This window comes from Bacillus hominis, from assembly GCF_030348325.1.
Classification (GTDB): domain Bacteria; phylum Bacillota; class Bacilli; order Bacillales; family Bacillaceae_G; genus Bacillus_A; species Bacillus_A hominis.
Map to the genome: position 1 here is coordinate 1,194,430 of NZ_JAUCFS010000005.1, position 18,326 is coordinate 1,212,755.

General features: G+C 37.2%; 16 protein-coding genes. 8 read left to right on the top strand and 8 right to left on the bottom strand.

The features are described 5' to 3' along the window. Nucleotides 1-9: 9 nt before the first annotated feature. On the bottom strand, nt 10-843 hold the full coding sequence (locus tag QUF93_RS08445) for a hypothetical protein (RefSeq protein WP_289358461.1): 834 nt from the start codon (nt 841-843) through the stop codon (nt 10-12). Between the two features lie 195 nt (nt 844-1,038). Here QUF93_RS08445 and QUF93_RS08450 point away from each other — a divergent pair, with 195 nt between their 5' ends. Continuing rightward, nucleotides 1,039-1,824, top strand: coding sequence for a zinc ribbon domain-containing protein (locus QUF93_RS08450; protein ID WP_289358462.1), 786 nt, complete (start codon nt 1,039-1,041; stop codon nt 1,822-1,824). Between the two features lie 19 nt (nt 1,825-1,843). Continuing rightward, complete coding sequence (locus tag QUF93_RS08455) at nt 1,844-3,079, top strand: TcaA 3rd/4th domain-containing protein (protein WP_289358463.1); 1,236 nt, start codon at nt 1,844-1,846, stop codon at nt 3,077-3,079. Between the two features lie 44 nt (nt 3,080-3,123). Here the strand turns inward: QUF93_RS08455 and QUF93_RS08460 are convergent, their stop codons facing one another. Further along, nucleotides 3,124-3,546, bottom strand: a complete 423-nt coding sequence (locus QUF93_RS08460; RefSeq protein WP_289358464.1) for a hypothetical protein — start codon at nt 3,544-3,546, stop codon at nt 3,124-3,126. A gap of 198 nt (nt 3,547-3,744) precedes the next feature. On the opposite strand from QUF93_RS08460, the gene QUF93_RS08465 reads away from it, so the two are divergent. Then, entirely contained in the window at nt 3,745-5,079 is a 1,335-nt protein-coding gene (locus tag QUF93_RS08465) for an FAD-dependent oxidoreductase (RefSeq protein ID WP_289358465.1), read from the top strand. Nucleotides 5,080-5,238: 159 nt separating this feature from the next. Further along, entirely contained in the window at nt 5,239-5,649 is a 411-nt protein-coding gene (locus tag QUF93_RS08470) for a DUF3908 family protein (RefSeq protein ID WP_002117141.1), read from the top strand. A 31-nt stretch (nt 5,650-5,680) separates the two neighbouring features. Here the strand turns inward: QUF93_RS08470 and QUF93_RS08475 are convergent, their stop codons facing one another. From QUF93_RS08475 to odhA, 6 genes are all read right to left on the bottom strand, one after another. Further along, nucleotides 5,681-6,271, bottom strand: coding sequence for a class I SAM-dependent methyltransferase (locus tag QUF93_RS08475; RefSeq protein ID WP_289358466.1), 591 nt, complete (start codon nt 6,269-6,271; stop codon nt 5,681-5,683). Between the two features lie 93 nt (nt 6,272-6,364). Next, nucleotides 6,365-7,927, bottom strand: coding sequence for a SagB family peptide dehydrogenase (locus QUF93_RS08480; RefSeq protein ID WP_289358467.1), 1,563 nt, complete (start codon nt 7,925-7,927; stop codon nt 6,365-6,367). A 22-nt stretch (nt 7,928-7,949) separates the two neighbouring features. Next, on the bottom strand, nt 7,950-9,899 hold the full coding sequence (locus QUF93_RS08485) for a TOMM precursor leader peptide-binding protein (protein WP_289358468.1): 1,950 nt from the start codon (nt 9,897-9,899) through the stop codon (nt 7,950-7,952). Continuing rightward, nucleotides 9,896-11,815, bottom strand: a complete 1,920-nt coding sequence (locus QUF93_RS08490) for a putative thiazole-containing bacteriocin maturation protein (RefSeq protein WP_289358469.1) — start codon at nt 11,813-11,815, stop codon at nt 9,896-9,898. The genes QUF93_RS08485 and QUF93_RS08490 overlap by 4 nt, the downstream gene beginning before the upstream one ends. Before the next feature lie 133 nt (nt 11,816-11,948). Continuing rightward, nucleotides 11,949-13,205: a 2-oxoglutarate dehydrogenase complex dihydrolipoyllysine-residue succinyltransferase gene (gene odhB / locus QUF93_RS08495; RefSeq protein WP_289358470.1), complete on the bottom strand. Its 1,257-nt coding sequence runs from the start codon at nt 13,203-13,205 to the stop codon at nt 11,949-11,951. Nucleotides 13,206-13,334: 129 nt separating this feature from the next. Beyond that, nucleotides 13,335-16,202, bottom strand: a complete 2,868-nt coding sequence (odhA, locus tag QUF93_RS08500) for a 2-oxoglutarate dehydrogenase E1 component (RefSeq protein WP_289358471.1) — start codon at nt 16,200-16,202, stop codon at nt 13,335-13,337. Nucleotides 16,203-17,028: 826 nt separating this feature from the next. On the opposite strand from odhA, the gene QUF93_RS08505 reads away from it, so the two are divergent. The 4 genes from QUF93_RS08505 (at nt 17,029) to QUF93_RS08520 (ending at nt 18,326) form a co-directional block, all read left to right on the top strand. Next, nucleotides 17,029-17,238, top strand: a complete 210-nt coding sequence (locus QUF93_RS08505) for a type II toxin-antitoxin system RelB family anti-toxin (protein WP_000428510.1) — start codon at nt 17,029-17,031, stop codon at nt 17,236-17,238. Between the two features lie 2 nt (nt 17,239-17,240). Next, nucleotides 17,241-17,618: a permease gene (locus QUF93_RS08510; RefSeq protein WP_289358472.1), complete on the top strand. Its 378-nt coding sequence runs from the start codon at nt 17,241-17,243 to the stop codon at nt 17,616-17,618. A gap of 28 nt (nt 17,619-17,646) precedes the next feature. Beyond that, entirely contained in the window at nt 17,647-17,829 is a 183-nt protein-coding gene (locus QUF93_RS08515; RefSeq protein WP_001178300.1) for a DUF3976 domain-containing protein, read from the top strand. 134 nt (nt 17,830-17,963) lie between these two features. Then, the gene (locus tag QUF93_RS08520; protein WP_289358473.1) at nt 17,964-18,326 is read left to right on the top strand and encodes a hypothetical protein; all 363 of its coding nucleotides are present in this window, start codon (nt 17,964-17,966) and stop codon (nt 18,324-18,326) included.

Consider the following 18,326-nt stretch of genomic DNA (forward strand, 5'->3'; position numbering starts at 1 on the left):
AGAGGGCGTTCACAACGAACGCCCTCCTCTTATTTTATAAAACCCAAAACTCACAAGTGTAGAAATACAAGAGAAAAGCAACGCCACACTAGAAAATGCGATGAGATACATATTATATTTCATAACTTTACCGATTAGTTGGTTACTGTCGTACTGAAACAGTCCCGCTATTATATTGAATAAAAATAATACGATAAACATTACGATGACGCCGTCTATTGATCCTTTAATGTCTGGTTTACTTAAAGCGATATGAGCAGAAATACAAATAGCAATAAATAAAAATAACCAAAAAGAAGGGGTCAATAAATTGCTCATTGTAAACAAGCTTTTTAATAAAAAGAATGTTGATAAAAACATGTTTTGGATCATGTCTAAGTTAATAGAAGTCGATGCAATCGTTGTTTCGAGATTCGTATTAAATAAAAAATATGACTCTGGTACGAAATAGCGCATTAAAAGTATTAAGGCAGTAATACCAGAAATAATAGGGCCGATGCCGATAAAGAAATTCCCGATTCGTTGGTATATACTTTTTTGATTGTATTGATGTTGTATGTAACCTAAAGCTCCTTGACTTGTATCTGTCGGGAAGAACTGCGTTGCTACAATTTTATGACGAAATAATAAACACATAATTGCATGTCCAAGTTCATGAATAGGAACACCGATCCATGCAGTTAAAAGAAAGCCTTTCCTTCCGAAAGCTCTCGACCAATACATTCGTGTGAGAGATTCTAAATAACCTAATATAAATCCAATTACAATGATGATTCCAATTAAAGAAAATAATTGGATCACACTTATAAGGAGTGTTTGAAAAATCGAGTTTACAAATTCCACTGTCTTCATCCAATCTATTAAAAATGTTATTTGCTTTGTTTCATAATAACATTATTTTTCTATATTACTAGCATACATAGTTTCGTTTAAAAGAAGGATTTCATATTCTTTTTCTTGTAGTCATGTTTTATGTACAAAGTCATATATTGAATTTGTAACACCCTATCAGGTATATGCTTAAGGAGGGATGAGAGAATGAAATGTCCGGCATGTAATACAGAAAATGCAGCGGAAGCAAAGTTTTGCGGGAATTGTGGACATTCGTTAACGGAAGAAGTGGTGGCAAGTGGTGCACAGGAAGAAGGGGAGCAACAAGCGCGCGTAGCACAAGTAAAGGAAACTCGTTCGAATGAAACGGTAGAGCAAGCGAAACGATTTGCGAGTGGTTATTTCCAGTTTTTTACAGATACTTTAAAAGCACCGACAGCGATTATGAAAAATGGCAATATTGAAGTGCGAAATGGAATTGTAAGTCTTGTTCTTATTTGTTTTTTAGGAGCATGTATTTTTTATAGAATGATGAGCGCGGCAACAGCTGTTACGAGAACATTAGTACCAGATATAACTACTCCTACTTTCTTTGGAGAATCTGTAAAAGTCTTTTTCTTTTTATTAATTTTAACGTTATTTGTCGGATTTATTATTTTTGTAAGTGGTAAGATGATGAAATCTTCTTTTTCGTTTCTTGAAGTATTCGGTATATGGGGAACGATAGCGACTCCGGCTATTGCTATATTAGTTCTTTCTTTTCTGTTTAGTTTCCTATTGATCTTCTTTCTACCGATATTATTAGGGGTGGCTACAACGTATATGTCAATTAGTATCATCGTAGCTATATTAAAACTAGATAGCGGTGGATTAGATCCTGTTTACACTCTTCTTATCGCAAATGTTTTAATCGGAATCGCAACGTGGATTGTACTTTGGTCTTACATTAATACGATAATTCAAACTATTACTGGAGGATTTACGGGCTTCTAAGGAAAAGGTGGTTGAATGGATGAATGTATGTACAAAGTGCGGAATTCCGTTTGAAGATGGTGTGCAATTTTGTCAAAACTGCGGGACGAAGAGAGGAAGTCCTGTAGTAAAGAAGAACATGAGCGGAGGTACAAAAGTTGGTATTACACTTTTAGTAATACTTATTATAGCGATTGTTGGATTGTATTTGTACGGATCATCGTATTATGCACAGGTGGCACAAGTAGACCGAATGATTACGATTTTACAAGAGCGGGACGGGGAGAAATTAGCTGAGGTCATCACGGCAGATGATCCATCGGTTATTGTAACGAGAGAGAGTTTAACGCCTCTATTTTCATATATAAAAGAAAATCCATCTTACGTGAATGAATTGAAAGAATATTTGAGGCAAGGTGAAAAACAAGGGGATGGAATAGAAAGAGCAGATTTTTCTTTAACGAAAGACGGGAAGTATTTCTTTTTATTTGATCGGTATAAATTGAAAGCAAAGACGTATTATACGACTCTGCTTTCAAATGAAAAAGGTACATCTTTAAAATTGAACGGAAAAGAAATTGATAAGACAAATGATAAAAAGTTTGAGAAGCAATATGGACCGTTTCTTCCTGGAACTCAAGTATTTCAATCCGAATATAAAAATGATTATGTAAAACTATTACGTGAGGAAAAGGTTGTACTTATGAAACAAAGTCAAAATAATGTAACGATAGACTTAACGCTGCAAGGGCAATATATTACAGTTCAAACGAATGCGCCTGGTGCGACATTATACGTGAATCAAAAGCCAGTTACAGCGTTGACCGGAGAAGAAATTACGTGGGGACCGGTAGCAAGTGATGGAAGTGCAGCGATTTATTTAGAACGAAATGGAGAAAACGGAAGGGAAACGACAAAGGTAGAAACGGTAACGGCACTTTCTACGTATAATCTTCCATTTCAAAAGAAAAGCACAGAAAAAACAATTGTTTACAATGTCACCCCACCACCTGTGACTGGGTATGTATATAATGGTTTCATTTTTCCGGATAGTGATATTCGAAAATTAACGAGTGCGGATTTAAGGTATGTAACGAAAGAACAGTTGAAAATTGCTAGAAACGAAATATACGCAAGACACGGACATATTTTTCAAACGAAAGATATGCAAGCGTATTTTTCAAAACAGTCTTGGTACAGAGAAAACCCGTACTTTACAGGAGCGTTAACGGATATTGAATCTTATAATGTTGAACTGATCAAATCAAGAGAATAGGGTGCATGATAAAAGGTACAGTGCATAACTGTACCCTTTTATGATTATTTAGCTGGACCAGGATCCCTTGAGAAAAAGATGTGAAAGAGAAATGTGACTTTGCTTGCTCCTCCTGATGTACTAGCTTGCACATCAGATAAAGCACTAGATGTTAAAACAGCTTCAGAATGAGGGGGGACGACTATTTTGAGTGCATCATCTGATTCTGATGATGCAGTAACTGTTATTGTATCATCAGATAAATTCAAAATTTTAACGGTACCGATTGGTAAGATGGACTTGCCAGCGTGTGAGGCTGAAGCGAAACGAGAACCTTTCCAAATCGTTTGTGAGAAAGTTTCGTCATTAGATAACCAAGCACGAGCACTATAAATTGTTGCATTAATGGAAAATTCTTGGTCAAGTGGCAAGGCGGCTTTCGGTTCTTTCGGTTCATCTGGAAGCTGGGCGAGAAGGCCGGCGCACATGTATGTTTCACCTACTTTCAATAGTAACTGTTATAGCATATTAAACATGTTGTTTATAAGGCACGACGGTTACCTATTTACGCATAGTTTTGTGCACTAAATTTGTAGATGGATTTCTCTTTCTTTACAATGGAAGTAGGTGTTATTTCTATAAAATATGGAAATCGTAAAGAGTATGTAAAAAGAAGGAGTGGTAAAGTGAACTATGTCATTATTGGCGGAGATGCAGCTGGTATGAGTGCAGCAATGCAAATTGTTAGAAACGATGAAACTGCAAATGTTGTTACGTTAGAAAAGGGTGAAATATATTCATACGCTCAGTGCGGATTACCGTATGTGATTAGTGGTGTTATTGCTTCTACTGAAAAGTTAATTGCACGCGATGTAAAGACGTTTCGTGATAAATATGGAATTGATGCGAAAGTGCGTCATGAAGTAACGAAAGTAGATACGGAAAAGAAAATTGTGTATGCAAAGCATACGAAGACGAAAGATGTATGTGAATTTTCATATGACCGTTTATTAATTGCGACTGGTGTACGCCCTGTTATGCCGGATTGGGAAGGTAAAGATTTACAAGGTGTTCATCTTTTAAAAACAATTCGGGATGCTGAGCGTATAGTAGACACGTTACAAACAAATAGTGTTGAGCACGTAACGATTATTGGCGGCGGTGCAATTGGTCTAGAGATGGCAGAAACATTTGTAGAACTAGGAAAGAAAGTAAGAATGATTGAGCGAAACGATCATATTGGCACAATTTATGATGCCGATATGGCGGAATATATACATAAAGAAGCAGAGAAACATCATATTGAGATTTTAACAAATGAAAATGTAAAAGCGTTTAAAGGAAAAGAGAGAGTGAAACAAATTGAAACAGATAAAGGTACGTATAAAACAGATCTCGTTCTAGTATCTGTCGGTGTACAGTCAAATACTGATTTTCTTGAAGGAACAAATATACGTACAAATCATAAAGGGGCAATCGAGGTAAATGCCTATATGCAAACGAATGTGAAAGACGTATATGCCGCTGGTGATTGTGCAACGCATTACCATGTTATAAAGGAAATTCATGATCATATCCCGCTCGGGACGACTGCAAATAAACAAGGGCGACTTGCCGGACTCAATATGATTGATAAACGAAGATCATTTAAAGGTACGTTAGGTACAGGCATTATTAAATTTATGGATCTGACGCTCGCAAGAACAGGCTTAAATGAAAAAGAAGCAAAAGGGCTAAATATCCCGTATAAGACGGTCAAAGTAGATTCAACAAATATGGCGGGCTATTACCCAAGTGCCAAACCACTTCACTTGAAATTACTATATCACGCCGATACGAAACAATTGTTAGGCGGTCAAGTAATTGGAGAAGAGGGCGTAGATAAACGTATTGATGTTATTGCGATGGCACTTTTCAATAAAATGAGTATTCACGATTTAGAAGATGTCGACTTAAGTTACGCGCCACCATATAACAGCGTTTGGGATCCAATTCAACAAGCAGCAAGGCGAGCGGAATAGCACTTTTTTTAGTGCTATTTTTTTCGTTAAAGGGGAGTAAATAAAGTTTCACTTTATTTTGAATATACCGTTCACCCTTGAAAACATAGTACGTATCGCTTATATTGTCATATAGTATTTGTTTTTTAACAAGGCAATGAACGAACCAGGGGGCACAGTATGGCAATTAACATGAATACAATCGAAGAATGGATTGCTGAGTCAAACGCAAGAAACGAAGAAGACTTAGGAAACGTTGTGGAAGAGATGAAAGAAGTATGTGTCGGACTTGATAATGCGACATTAATTTATACGAAAAATGTATTTTGTTTCGGTAAGAAAGTAGAAGTATTGTTCTTCTTCCAAGATCACGTCGTTATCGGAGAAGAGAAGGAAGAGTATATTGAGATTAAAAAATTAAAGTATGATGATATTACAAATAATAACTTAAAAACAAATGATAAAAATACAACGTTAGAATTAAAGTTTGCTAACGGGAAATCTATCAATTTAGATAGTTTGAATGATAACTATGGTACGAAAAACTGGTTATTTGCAAGACAAATTAAGAGTATTTTTAAATTAATCTAGTAAAAAAGCAGGCCCTGAAGGGTCTGCTTTTTTACTTATTTCCTATTACACAAAGGCATCCTCTTTCTTCGTAACATTGCACGCTTGTAAATCCCGTCTTATAAAAAAGGTTTACTAATTCCTCGGTCGTCTTAAATTTATCCATATGATATTGAATTTTGAAAGTTTCAGCGACTAGTAAAAAGGATCCGTTCGGTTTTAAGGTGCGAAATACTTCTTTCATATCGTGTTCAACATCAGGCCAAAAATAATGAGTTTGAAAGGCAGTAATGAGATTGAAGAAGTTTGTAGTGTATGGGATAGAGGAAACGCTTGCCTGATGAATGATTACTTTTTCTGTTTCTACATCCTTCGTATTGATTTTCTTTGAGTTTTCAACAGCCTGTTCTGAATAGTCAATGCCGTATATTTTTCCGTGGGGAGTTAGTCTTGAAAGGCTATGTATTTTTTTCCCACCTCCGCAACCGATATCTAAAATAACTGCATCTTCACGTATATGTATTTTTTGTAAAGCCCAATTTGTTAGTCTCGTATGCGCAGCATTCATAATGCAAAGCATAGAGGAACCAATTGTCCCGCGAGGATTTTTCGCTTGCTCGATTAATCTTTGTAAAATACTCAATTCAAACTCTCCTTTTATATAAGAATATGTATTTATTTCGCTTTTAATAATTTAACTCCTTTAAAAAAAAGCACGCCATCAACCGGCGTGCTTCTAATTATGCAAATATCCCTTTAGCCAATTCCGCGCCCGATACGCCCCAACCGGAATTTGAATGAGTGAAGTTTCATTTTCAGTATCTATCCCATACAACTGATCACATAAATTTGTATCAAAACTAAGTAAAGGATGACCACCCATTCTCATAGCGGTCGCAGCTAGAACGAGTTTATGAACGAGTATACCAGCTTCCATTTGGTGAATTCGGTATCCTCTATAGCCTAATTTATTTTTATAGTAATCTTTATTTCCGATTACATGTAGACAAAGTGGTGCTTGAAAAAGATTTACGTTATCCATCGTCATACTGGATTGCAGAGAATAACGAAGGTCTCCGTACCGAAGTGGCTGTATGGAATGTATCCTACTGTTATAAGCGTAAGCGCCGTTTTCTATGTCTTTTACGTTATAAAAACATCCATATAGTGAGACGCGTGCGTTTTCATTTAAATATTTTCCATCAAGGTCGTTGTAATAAGGGAAGGAGAGGCTCGCTTCTTGGAGTAGAGTAGCGAGCTCGGCTGCATCCCATTTCGTTAAAATGAAGTCAGCATCAGGTGAATATCGTTTTTTACAAAGTTGTAAGAAATCATATGATAAACGTTCCACTTTAGGTAGCTGTACAGCATGTGGACTATATTGTTGTCGTTCTTCACAGGTAAATGTTTGGAAGTGTTCTGTTGATTCAATCATAGATGCCGCGTTTATTTTTGTTATCATCGGATATTCATCTACATGTTTTGAGCGAACGAAATGCTCATGTGTTAACGGCGGGATTTGCTGCAACAAGTCATGAGAAGTAACGGTTTTATTTTCACGATGATCGCCATGAAACCAATCTGTATTCGGTTCTGTACTTAAAGGAATAACAGCATACACACTTTCTTCACCTTCTGACAGTCCAAGTAAATGATTCATTGCTCGGTCTAGAAACTGAAAATATACACCATTTGTATAACCGAATTGTTTTGCGCATTCAAGCAATTGACCGATGAGAACACCACTATCTAATCCTTGCAGACGATACGAAAAGTTATTGTATTTAAAGAAGTTTTTCCAAAACATAGTTGATACAAATACAGCACCAAAACAAGGATGTATGTTGCAACGATTGCCGAGTGCTTCTGTAAGATAAGAATCAAAATTTCCTTCGCGAAGTAAGATAAGACGGTGATGCGCGGCGTCGTAATGGTAAATGCCGTCTGGATAATGATCAATTTTTAAATACATATATAATTCATTTGGATATAAAGCACCCCCAGAAGGGATGAATCTTCGAAATAGAGTCGTTGTTTTATTATTTTCTAGGTTAGTAGTAGGTTGACATAATTGTGTTAAACCAAATGAGTACCAAAGATAATGACCGAGTTCCTCTAAGTTAGGTTTAGTAGAAGAATTCCGCAAAGTTAAAGGGATTTCTAAAGAGAGAGGGATGACTGGTAAATTTCGATATAATTTATAAGGAAGTGGTGCGTCTTCCCAATCAATCTCTTTATCGGACGACATAATTTCATTAATAGAAAAATGGAGATGATGTAAAAAAGTATCCAGTTGCATCAAATTTCCCCCTCGCTATGAATTATGGAAACGGATGCGGGTGTGGATTTAATTTTTCATTCGTTAAAGGCTCAGCTCTATATCCAAGTGTCATCGGTACGGTATACACTCTATCCAGTCCTGTAACCCGGATGAGATGGTGACCGAACGTCATCGGTAACATGCCTGGAATTATTACTTTTACACAATGTAAGCCGTTCTTTTCTATAAGAGGGACCGTTTGATCTACAACGATTACTTCAAGTCCAGATTGATGTAGTCGGTTTAAAAGTTGATGAAGATCAGATGTTAAATCCATATCAAATGATTGTAATGCCTTCATTTCTTGGAACGTTTGCACCGGAGCATCTTCACGTAAAAGGAAGTGAAGACGTTCTTCCGCTTCTTTCAATCCGTACAGCATACTATGATCTTCCATTTTATTAACGAGGTAAGGATCTTGTAAGCAGTTTTCATAATACTCTCTTTTTTGCTTGAGCTCATCGTCTGTTATAAGTAACATGCCTGCTATTTCGTGAATTGCACTCTTTAGAGCTCGGATTGGGTCTAGATGAGAGCCTCCTGCACAAACAACGTTCATTCCATTTTCACGAGTATTTTTTGCAATGACCCATAGGCTCGGGATGCCATGTTCCATCGTCGCGTTAAAAGCATGTAATTCATATCCGGTGATCGTGCGTAACCGATGGATCATTAATTGTAATTCCGTATCCTCTGCTGAACTAAGATCAAGGCGGGGAAGAGGTAATTCGGCATACCAAGTGAGCAAAAAGGCGTCACGCTCTACAATTTCTAAAATGCCGTGAAAAATTGCCTCCTCTAAACTACCACCAATCGCACATCCATTTGATGTTTCATACACGAAAGCATCTCGTTGACCAAGGCTATAATAAGCGATTGATTCTGGAACTAAAAGTGGCTGGCTTTGTGATAAAGAGTATCCCCATACCCAGTTTTGCTCATAATCAGGATCAAACGGCTTAAACGGAAAACTATCACGATTGTAATGTTCACTTGTATGTACGCCGAGTGTGAGGGGATTTAGTGCAATATGCTCTAGCTCATGAAAACTACCATGCATATTTGGCTTTTTCCCGCGAGGCGACATACCACAATATCGTTCTAATCCTTCTAAAATAGCGGTTGCTGCACTAAGTGCGAATGAATGAGTTCGGCCCGCGACACCTTCATTTCCGAACATTAATGGCATGTTTATAATAACATCAGCAAACGGTAATAAAGAATGTTGCATTTGGCCGTTTAAAATACCAGTCCGGTAATCTAAATAGTCTCTCGTTAAAAATGTGTTTAGCTCATGAATGGAACGACAGCGATACGTTTCAGGGCTCGTTTTCAAACTTGGTTGTAAAGAAATTTGCGCTGCATCTGCTGTATCGTCAGACAAATTGCTGCATACTGGACAGAGAGGGTCTGGAAGAAAAGAATGCCGGGTACATTGTAATGTTTGTAAGTCCAGTAAAATGAGTTCATTGTCTATAGAAGAATGTTTGTTAGTTAATATCTTCTCCGTTTCAGCATGAATGAGCTGGCACATTTGTAACATTCCATTTTGGGTGGCGCGTACATCACGCCTCGTCACGTTATCTGCTTTTAACGCATATTTCCGTTGTAGTTCCCACATTTCTTTTTGATCAAAGCCAGCTATAAACCGGCGTCCATCAGCGCAGTGGGAACATCCAGTTGTAAGAGGCTTCACGTAAGGACCGATAATACCTTCACCAAACGAAGTAAACGCGCGAAGCCACGGAATATTATTTGAGCGAAAGATAAGCTCAGCATCATGATGTATAGAAGAAGGAGACCCGTCATGTAAGACGAGAGCAAGATGAATGTTTTCTGGGAGAGCTTCTGTAATTGTATGCTGGCGGATGAGTGAATATTGCTTACACAATTGCTCATGTACATAGTCTGTGAGTAGGCCATCTCCTATAAGGAGTATGTTTTGAGTCATTGGTCATCCTCCTTTGCAATTAATACTCCATATACACCGTCTAAGTTGTCTCTTAAAAATGACTCAATAGCTAAATCAAAAACGAACGGATACAAGTTGTTTTCCGCTAAATTTTGCAAAGCAACTTGTAAAGACTGTACGCCTGGAACTTCTTCCTCTTCTTGTATTGCTACTCTAACAGAATCCGTACTATATAAAACAATGGATGATTCTGGTAACATATTGGCTTTATAAGGAATCTCTTCATTTTGAATATGAAGGAGTGCTTGTTGCAGAGCATTTCTTAACGCCAATGTTATATTAATATTGGCCGCACCATACCATCTATCATTAATACCGATCCAAACGACAGGAAAACCAAGTAAATCCTCACTCATTCCTACTTTAGGTATTTCATGAATTGTAGAGAGAGCATCGTAGTAAAACCTACAATGTTTATCATGAATTTCGGTTAAATCAAGCTCTGTAATCTCTTCTAGCATATGTGATTGGCGTTCATATAACTTATTATTTAAATGTTTTTGTAGTGCTCGGTATACACCTTCTGCCATCGTTTCCCCAGCACCAATACCGATATCAGTATGTTCGGGGATAAGACGATGAATCATTTCAGCTACATATGTTTCAACTCCTGTTAAACCAGCTTCGCGGCGTGCTTCATTATGAGTTAATCCACCGCAAGTTATAGTAGGAAGGGGAGAGGTAGGTCCATCTGATAATGGATTTGCAACTTGAATATAGCACTGTGATAAAGGCAATTGGTGTAAATCTTGTTCATCCCACATGTGGAATATGCCAGCTTCTTTAGAAGTTAACGTATCAAAAAAACGAAAAAGTTCAGTTGAAGTATGTTGTCCGGAACGATGGGCAAGGTTTTCTTGAAGATTTTGCACCGTATCAATTGTAAAGATTTCATCGGTTGCGAGAAGATGTTTTATAAAAGGGTGCCACTTTCCTTCAAGTGTTTCCAAGTTTAATAAAAAGAATTGAGGATTATGCTGCCTGTGTGAACCTTCAGCGACATGTTTAAATAACTCAAAAACGATAATATTTGCTAACATTGCAGATGTAATTGGTGAGAAAGGTTCAGGTGGATTTTCACTTTGTAAAGTAGTTTCGTGTAGACGATGCCAAGCTGATTCCCAGCATTCTTCACGGTCTGCGGTTACGACCGGTCCAGCTAAACCAATTCTTGATAAGCAAATAGCTGGTATGAAATTTTTCCCCTCATCTCTACAAATAGTATGGATTGCTCTTAAACTTTCAATATCTCCATTTTGGGAAACGTATAAAATCCAGTCGAAAGGCTCGAATACTTCATGCAAAGGGCGATCAATTGTAATATCTATTTCTTGAATAAATACATTGTCATCATTTGCATATGCACGTTCGCTTAGTTCATGAATTCGATCGTAGTTTGTTTCAGCACGATCTGTAACAAGATAATGAAATGTAGGTAAACCAGATTCTAATAAAGAAGAAACTAGGGAAGTAAGCATATCGCCAGAACCAATTATAAGCACATTTGCTGCGCGGTACGTTTCGAATTTTAAAGCGCCTGAATGGGAATCAGCTTCTAAAAACTCAATTTGCGAAGCGTATCTGTCGAGTAATGCACTGTTTAATTCGTGGGGAGCATCTTGGCTTACATCACGAACGAAACCATTTTCATATAAAATCTCTCCAATTTCAAATACTCGATTTTGATAGGGAAGAGGGAGACCATCGGTTATTTCTGTCAAAGAATGATTACCGTTAAACATAGGCATTAATTTCTCAATCCAGTCATAAATTCCATCACCATCCATACGGAATGAACTGGAGTTATTTCGAAAGTAAACACCCCCGTTTGAATCGGGGAGGAAGAAAGTATCCTTATTTGCTTTAAGTTTTGCATGAACTGGAAGGTTATTCATTTTAATCCTCCTTACGTTGTAGGCATACATTATTAGTCTATGTAGTGTGATTTGTCCCGTATGAACAAACTAAAAAAAGGCTGTAGAATAATTCATTCTACAGCCTTTGATAGCTTAATCATCTATCAACCGATCAACCTTCTAATAATAATGATTTTGGATCTTCAAGCATATCTTTAACAGCAACAAGGAAGCTAACTGCTTCTTTACCATCAACAATACGGTGATCGTAAGATAGTGCAAGGTACATCATTGGACGGTTTTCCATACGCTCGTTATCGATCGCAACTGGACGTACTTGGATTTTATGCATCCCTAGAATACCTACTTGTGGACTATTTAGGATTGGTGTCGACATTAGAGAACCGAACACACCACCGTTTGTAATTGTAAATGTACCACCTTGTAGCTCTTTTAATGAAAGTTTATTATCGCGTGCTTTCAGACCTAAATTACGAATCTCGCTTTCAATTTCAGCGAAGTTCAATTGGTTAGCATCGCGTACAACTGGAACAACTAATCCATCTGGAGCTGCTACTGCAATACCGATATCATAGAATTTTTTAATGATAAGCTCATCGCCTTGAATTTCAGCATTTAATAATGGGAATTGTTTTAATGCTGCAACAACTGCTTTTGTGAAGAATGACATAAAGCCAAGACGTACATCATGTTTTTTCTCGAAAGCATCTTTGCGTTCTTTACGTAATTCCATGATTGCACTCATATCAACTTCGTTAAATGTAGTTAACATTGCAGATGTTTGTTGAACTTCTACAAGACGTTTTGCAATTGTTTGACGGCGGCGGGACATTTTCACACGCTCAACTGGTTTTTCGAATTCAGTTTTTGCAACTGGAGCCGGACTTTGTTTTGGAGCAGCTGGTGCTTCTTTTGGAGCTGCAGCGTGAGCTTGTACATCATGTGGTCTCACACGTCCAAGTGGATCTGTGCTACGTACGTCGTTTAAGTCGATTCCTAATTCACGAGCCATTTTGCGAGCAGCTGGTGATGCGATAGGACGATTTGTGTTTGGTAAACCTTGCAACGCTTTATTTTGTTCAGCACTCGGAGTTTCTGCTTTCGGTGCTTCAGTAGTTTCTTGTTTTGGTTGCTCATTAGCTGGAGCAGGTGTGCTTACTGCAACTGCTGCGCCGTTTGCATCTAAAATTGCGATAGTAGCGCCAACTTCAACTGTGTCTCCAGGTTCGCCTAGTAATTTCGATACAATACCTGAATCTTCTGCAATGATTTCTACATTGACTTTGTCAGTCTCAAGCTCAACAACGCTGCCACCTTTCTCAACTTTGTCGCCTACGTTGATAAGCCATTGTGAAATAGTTCCTTCTGAAATAGATTCTGCAAGCTCAGGTACTTTAATTTCGATCATTTTAAATGTCCTCCCCTTATTTGCCTAACGGTGTGTTTTGTCTTCTTTAATCTTCGGTAATCTCCATTTGTTAGCCCGGCTATGGCAGACTATCTGCCATAGCCGGGCCTGAAAAACTCATTGTTACTTTCAGTTGCTATAAACTTCAATTTCTTGTTTATCTTGACGGAAGTTGTAGTTCACATCTAAAGCGTGTGCAACGATTAATTCTTGCTCAGCTTTGTGAGCGAATGGATCGCCACCAGATGGGCTAGAACGATCCGGGCGTCCAATGTAACCTGTTTTCACTTTATCCCCAGCTAGTTCAAACAGAATTGGAGCCATGTAATGCCATGCGCCCATATTACGAGGTTCTTCTTGAACCCAAATGATTTCTTCTAAGTTTTTAAAGCGTTTAATAATAGATTGAACTTTTTCAGCAGGGAATGGGTACAACTGCTCGATACGAACCATATGAACTTCATCTAAGTTGTACTCATGCTTACCACTTTCGATTTCTGCTGCTAAGTCAATTGCCATTTTACCTGTACTTAAAACAAGGCGTTTTACTTTGTTTGGTTTCGCACCAAGGTTTTCTTGTTCTAAAGCAGGTTGGAAACGTCCTTCACTTAACTCACTACCTGTAGAAAGTGTAAGTGGGTGACGTAATAAGCTTTTCGGCGTCATAATTACTAATGGTCGAACAGCCTCTGTTCCTAAGATAGATGCTTGACGGCGCAAGATATGGAAGTATTGTGCCGCGCTCGTTAAGTTTGCAACTGTCCAGTTGTTCTCAGCAGCTAATTGTAAGAAACGCTCTGGACGTGCACTAGAATGCTCTGGTCCTTGACCTTCATAACCGTGTGGTAATAGAAGAACTAGACCTGATTTTTGACCCCATTTCGCTCTTCCTGCCGAAACATATTGATCAAATAATGCTTGCGCAGTATTTGAGAAGTCACCGTATTGAGCTTCCCACATAACAAGAGTTTCTGGAGCAAATACGTTATAACCATATTCGTAACCAACAACAGCAGCTTCTGATAACGGACTGTTATGAACAGAGAATGAAGCGTTAATGTTCGGTAAGCGATGTAATGGTGAATATGTTTCGTTTGTATCAGTATCGTGTAATACGATATGACGATGCGCAAATGTACCACGCTGTGAATCTTGACCAGTTAAACGAATTGGCGTGCCTTCTTGTAAGATAGAAGCGAATGCTAACGATTCAGCAAGTGCCCATTCAATTTTACCGTTTTCTTCAAGAGCATCTTTACGGCGCTCAAGAATTTTCTTCACTTTTGGATATACGTTAAAGCCTTCAGGCCAAGATAATAGACCTTCATTAATTGCACGAAGTGAGTCAATTGAAATACCAGTGTCAATCGGCTGGATTCCTCTTGCAACAACCTCTGGAACTTTAACATGAATTGTTGCAGCACTCGTATCAGCTGGTGGCACTTGTGCGTATTCAGCCTTTAATTCCTCTTGTATAAACTGAGTAATTGTTTCAACCTCATCTGCATTCAGAACGCCAGCAGATTGTAATTGATCTGCATAAATTGCTCTTACAGTTGGGTGATTTTTAATTTTTTTGTACACTTGTGGTTGCGTAACTGCTGGATCATCCATTTCGTTATGACCATATCGGCGGTAACCGATTAAATCGATTAAGAAGTCCTTTTTGAACAGCGTACGATATTGGATCGCAAGGTTTGCAGCAGCAAGACAAGCTTCCGGATCATCAGCATTCACGTGAACAATCGGAATATCGAAACCTTTTGCAAGGTCGCTTGAATATTTAGTAGAACGAGAATCATAGCTATCAGTCGTAAAGCCGACTGCATTATTTGCGATAACATGGATCGTTCCGCCAGTTTGGTATGCATTCAATCTACTTAAGTTCAATGTTTCAGACACAACACCTTGACCAGGGAATGCAGCATCACCATGAACTAAAATTACGAATGATTTTGAAGTATCTTGTTCTGGAAGACCAGATTTTTTACGATTCTCTTGAGCTGCACGTGCGAAACCTTCAACAACAGGGTTAACGAACTCAAGATGACTCGGATTATTTGCTAATGTAACACGAGTACTAACTTCTTCATTACCAACGACTTGTTCTCTACCTAAATGGTATTTCACGTCGCCAGTCCAGCCAGCATTTGCTACTGCGCCTTCTATTTTTGCATGTTTGAACTCAGCAAACATGTGACTATATGGTTTTTCTAGTACGTGTGCAAGTACGCTTAGACGACCGCGGTGAGCCATACCAATCATGACATCTTCAACGCCGCTCTTGGCACCTTCTAGAACAATTTCATCTAGAACAGGTACAAGCATATCAACGCCCTCTATTGAGAAACGCTTTTGCCCAACGAATGTTTTATGCAAGAATTGCTCGAAACCTTCAACAGCCGTTAAACGTTTTAAAAGAGCAGTTCGTTTTTTATTTGATAGTGGTTGACGCAATGAATTTGATTCCACCATTTGATGCAACCACGCGCGTTCTTCACTATCTTGTATATGTGAGAATTCATAAGCTAAAGATTTTGTATAAACGTCTTTTAATCTATGAATTACATCAAGTGCAGTGTGAATACCCTCTGGTGCATCTTGCCATACTGTTTTAGCTGGAATCGCTTTCAAATCAGCATCGCTCAGTTCGCTCATTGTTTTCTCGATAAGAGATTGTCCATTTGCAGCATCTTCCATCGGATTAATGTGAGCCAACGTATGCCCGAAAGAACGAATCTGCTCAACAAGTTGAACGACTTTAAGAATTTTTTCAATGTTCCCTGTGTTTTGAGGAGAAAAATGTGTTGCTGTGTTGTCCCCTGTTACGACATCATCTTGAAACGAAGGAGCTCCAAAAATTTCAAAAAGCTCTTGTAATTCCGGATCAACAGAACCTGCTCCAGTTACGTAAAGATCATACTGTTCAATAACATAACCAAGGTTCGGACCATGGAACTTGGCCCAAGGGTTTGTCGTTGTATTCTTCCTCGTCATTTGTTTAAACCTCCCAATGCATATAATCCTTTTCCTATACAAAAGGTGCATTTTGCTCTTTTTCAATAATTGATGAACTAATAATTAATGTAAATGTTATCTTTACTCTTATGTTATTACAATAATTTACATAATACCAAACACTATTACTTATCTGTTTTGTAAAAAAACATTCACAATAACTTATCACCCAAGTTAATCTTTCATGTTATAAAGTAATTTTACAGAAAAATGGGGTGGATATATTTGGTATACCTACATTAATAACTATAATTGTTGCATTTAAATATAGATATAATTGTTGGAATATTTCGATAAACTTTAGTTGGAATTATGTATATTGAAATAATAAGCGCTTTCATTGATATTATACAACAATATAACGGAATATAGTATAAAAAATAAAAAATTATGAATTTACCGTAAACTTTATATCGATAGTGTTAAATATTGAAAGGAAAACGAAGGATTTCTACAAAAAAAGTGGCTATACATAAAAAATGCTTCATAAACCGTTAGTTTCTATAAATATGGCGAAAAACAACGTAAAAACAATAGCGTATTTCACCCAATAAGGAGAAGAATGAAATATTTTAAAAGGATAAAACAAATATGGAGATATTAAATTTTCACAAAAGCGGGGAGGAGATATAGTAACGGATATATACATTGTTCCATGTTTCATTTCAAAATAGACGTGCTGAATTTGAAAAAGTTTCTTCTATAATAAATAGAATGCAAAATAATCTAAATATATGTAAAGGAACCTTGACGTAAAGTTTCCTTTACATATATACTCGGTATAAGGAAGGAGGGAGAATTTTCCTTGGAAAATAAAATGGTCGAATACCGAAAAAAATTTGGACTATCTCAAGAAAAATTGGCTGAGAAACTTGGGGTTTCCAGACAAACCATCATTTCAATTGAAAAAGGGAAATATGATCCATCACTTCCATTAGCATTTGAAATAGCGAAAACATTTCAAACAACGATAGAACATGTATTTATTTATGAGGGAAAAGAAGGGGAGGAGTAAAGATGAACTATTCACAAAAGTATTTTGTAATTATGGGAATTATTTTTCTATTTATGAGCGGATTTATGATATTAACAGGTATAATGACCCATTCAGCACCGCCAAGTCCTACTTATACGTTACTAGCAATGATGATTATGTGTTTCTGCCTAAGTTACTTGCACCCGCAATTCAAAGAAAAAGATGAGCGAATGAAACTCATTCGTTATAAAGGAATGTTTTTCAGCTTTTTTGCGCTAACAGCATACTATCTTCTTTTCTCCATCGGTTTGAACTTAAAAGTAATTACACTATCTGCAACTGAACTATTGAACATACTTATGGCACTCACGATGAGTGCCGTTTTTATCTCATTTGTTGTTTTATCAAAAAGATATTAAGATGTAAGAGAGAAAGGAAGATTAACATATGCAAATGATGTATGCTTTTGGCATAGGGCTCGTTTTATTTTTAGCCGTATTCTTATTCATTCGTAAAGACGTTCAAGGCGGGACGTTAACGAAAAGAGGATTTTATAAAATGATCGGCTGTTTAGTCGTTATGTTTATAGCGATTATCGTAATGATTGTTTTAATAAATCAGTCACTATAGAATTTAAAAACGGAACCTTACTTCGGTAAGGTTTTTCTTTTTGAAAGTAAAACTAAAAATTACCATAAAATCCATTTACTATCTATATCTTATATTGTATAATCCAATAAAATGATAGATAGGGAGAATAGTATATGAATAAAAAAGCTATCTTCTTTATAGCGATATGTCTACTACTTATAGCTAGTATTACTTATATAATATGTAACAAACGAGAACAAGTGCCACCTATATTAGTATGGGAGGGCCAGGAATACTACGTTACGAATGAGCCTGCTAAAGCAGAAGAAGTCGGGCAAAAACTTGGCGAAGTGACAAAGAAAATTGAAACAAGTAAAAAACCTATCGAAAATAGTGAATCCAATATATTACAAGAAAAAACAGAAGTGTTCGCAACGATTGAGGAAGAAAAAGATGATCACCAATCTTTAATCATAAAGGAACCTTATAGTGAAGAATATAGAATAGTAAGGCCGGTGTTAAAACAGGTACTATAA

Coding starts and splice junctions, on each gene's coding strand:
- QUF93_RS08450 (WP_289358462.1), top strand. CDS start 1,039: ATGAAATGTCCGGCATGTAATACAGAAAATGCAGCGGAAGCAAAGTTT.
- QUF93_RS08455 (WP_289358463.1), top strand. CDS start 1,844: ATGAATGTATGTACAAAGTGCGGAATTCCGTTTGAAGATGGTGTGCAA.
- QUF93_RS08460 (WP_289358464.1), bottom strand. CDS start 3,546: ATGTGCGCCGGCCTTCTCGCCCAGCTTCCAGATGAACCGAAAGAACCG.
- QUF93_RS08470 (WP_002117141.1), top strand. CDS start 5,239: ATGGCAATTAACATGAATACAATCGAAGAATGGATTGCTGAGTCAAAC.
- QUF93_RS08480 (WP_289358467.1), bottom strand. CDS start 7,927: ATGCAACTGGATACTTTTTTACATCATCTCCATTTTTCTATTAATGAA.
- QUF93_RS08485 (WP_289358468.1), bottom strand. CDS start 9,899: ATGACTCAAAACATACTCCTTATAGGAGATGGCCTACTCACAGACTAT.
- QUF93_RS08490 (WP_289358469.1), bottom strand. CDS start 11,815: ATGAATAACCTTCCAGTTCATGCAAAACTTAAAGCAAATAAGGATACT.
- odhB (WP_289358470.1), bottom strand. CDS start 13,205: ATGATCGAAATTAAAGTACCTGAGCTTGCAGAATCTATTTCAGAAGGA.
- odhA (WP_289358471.1), bottom strand. CDS start 16,202: ATGACGAGGAAGAATACAACGACAAACCCTTGGGCCAAGTTCCATGGT.
- QUF93_RS08510 (WP_289358472.1), top strand. CDS start 17,241: ATGAACTATTCACAAAAGTATTTTGTAATTATGGGAATTATTTTTCTA.
- QUF93_RS08515 (WP_001178300.1), top strand. CDS start 17,647: ATGCAAATGATGTATGCTTTTGGCATAGGGCTCGTTTTATTTTTAGCC.
- QUF93_RS08520 (WP_289358473.1), top strand. CDS start 17,964: ATGAATAAAAAAGCTATCTTCTTTATAGCGATATGTCTACTACTTATA.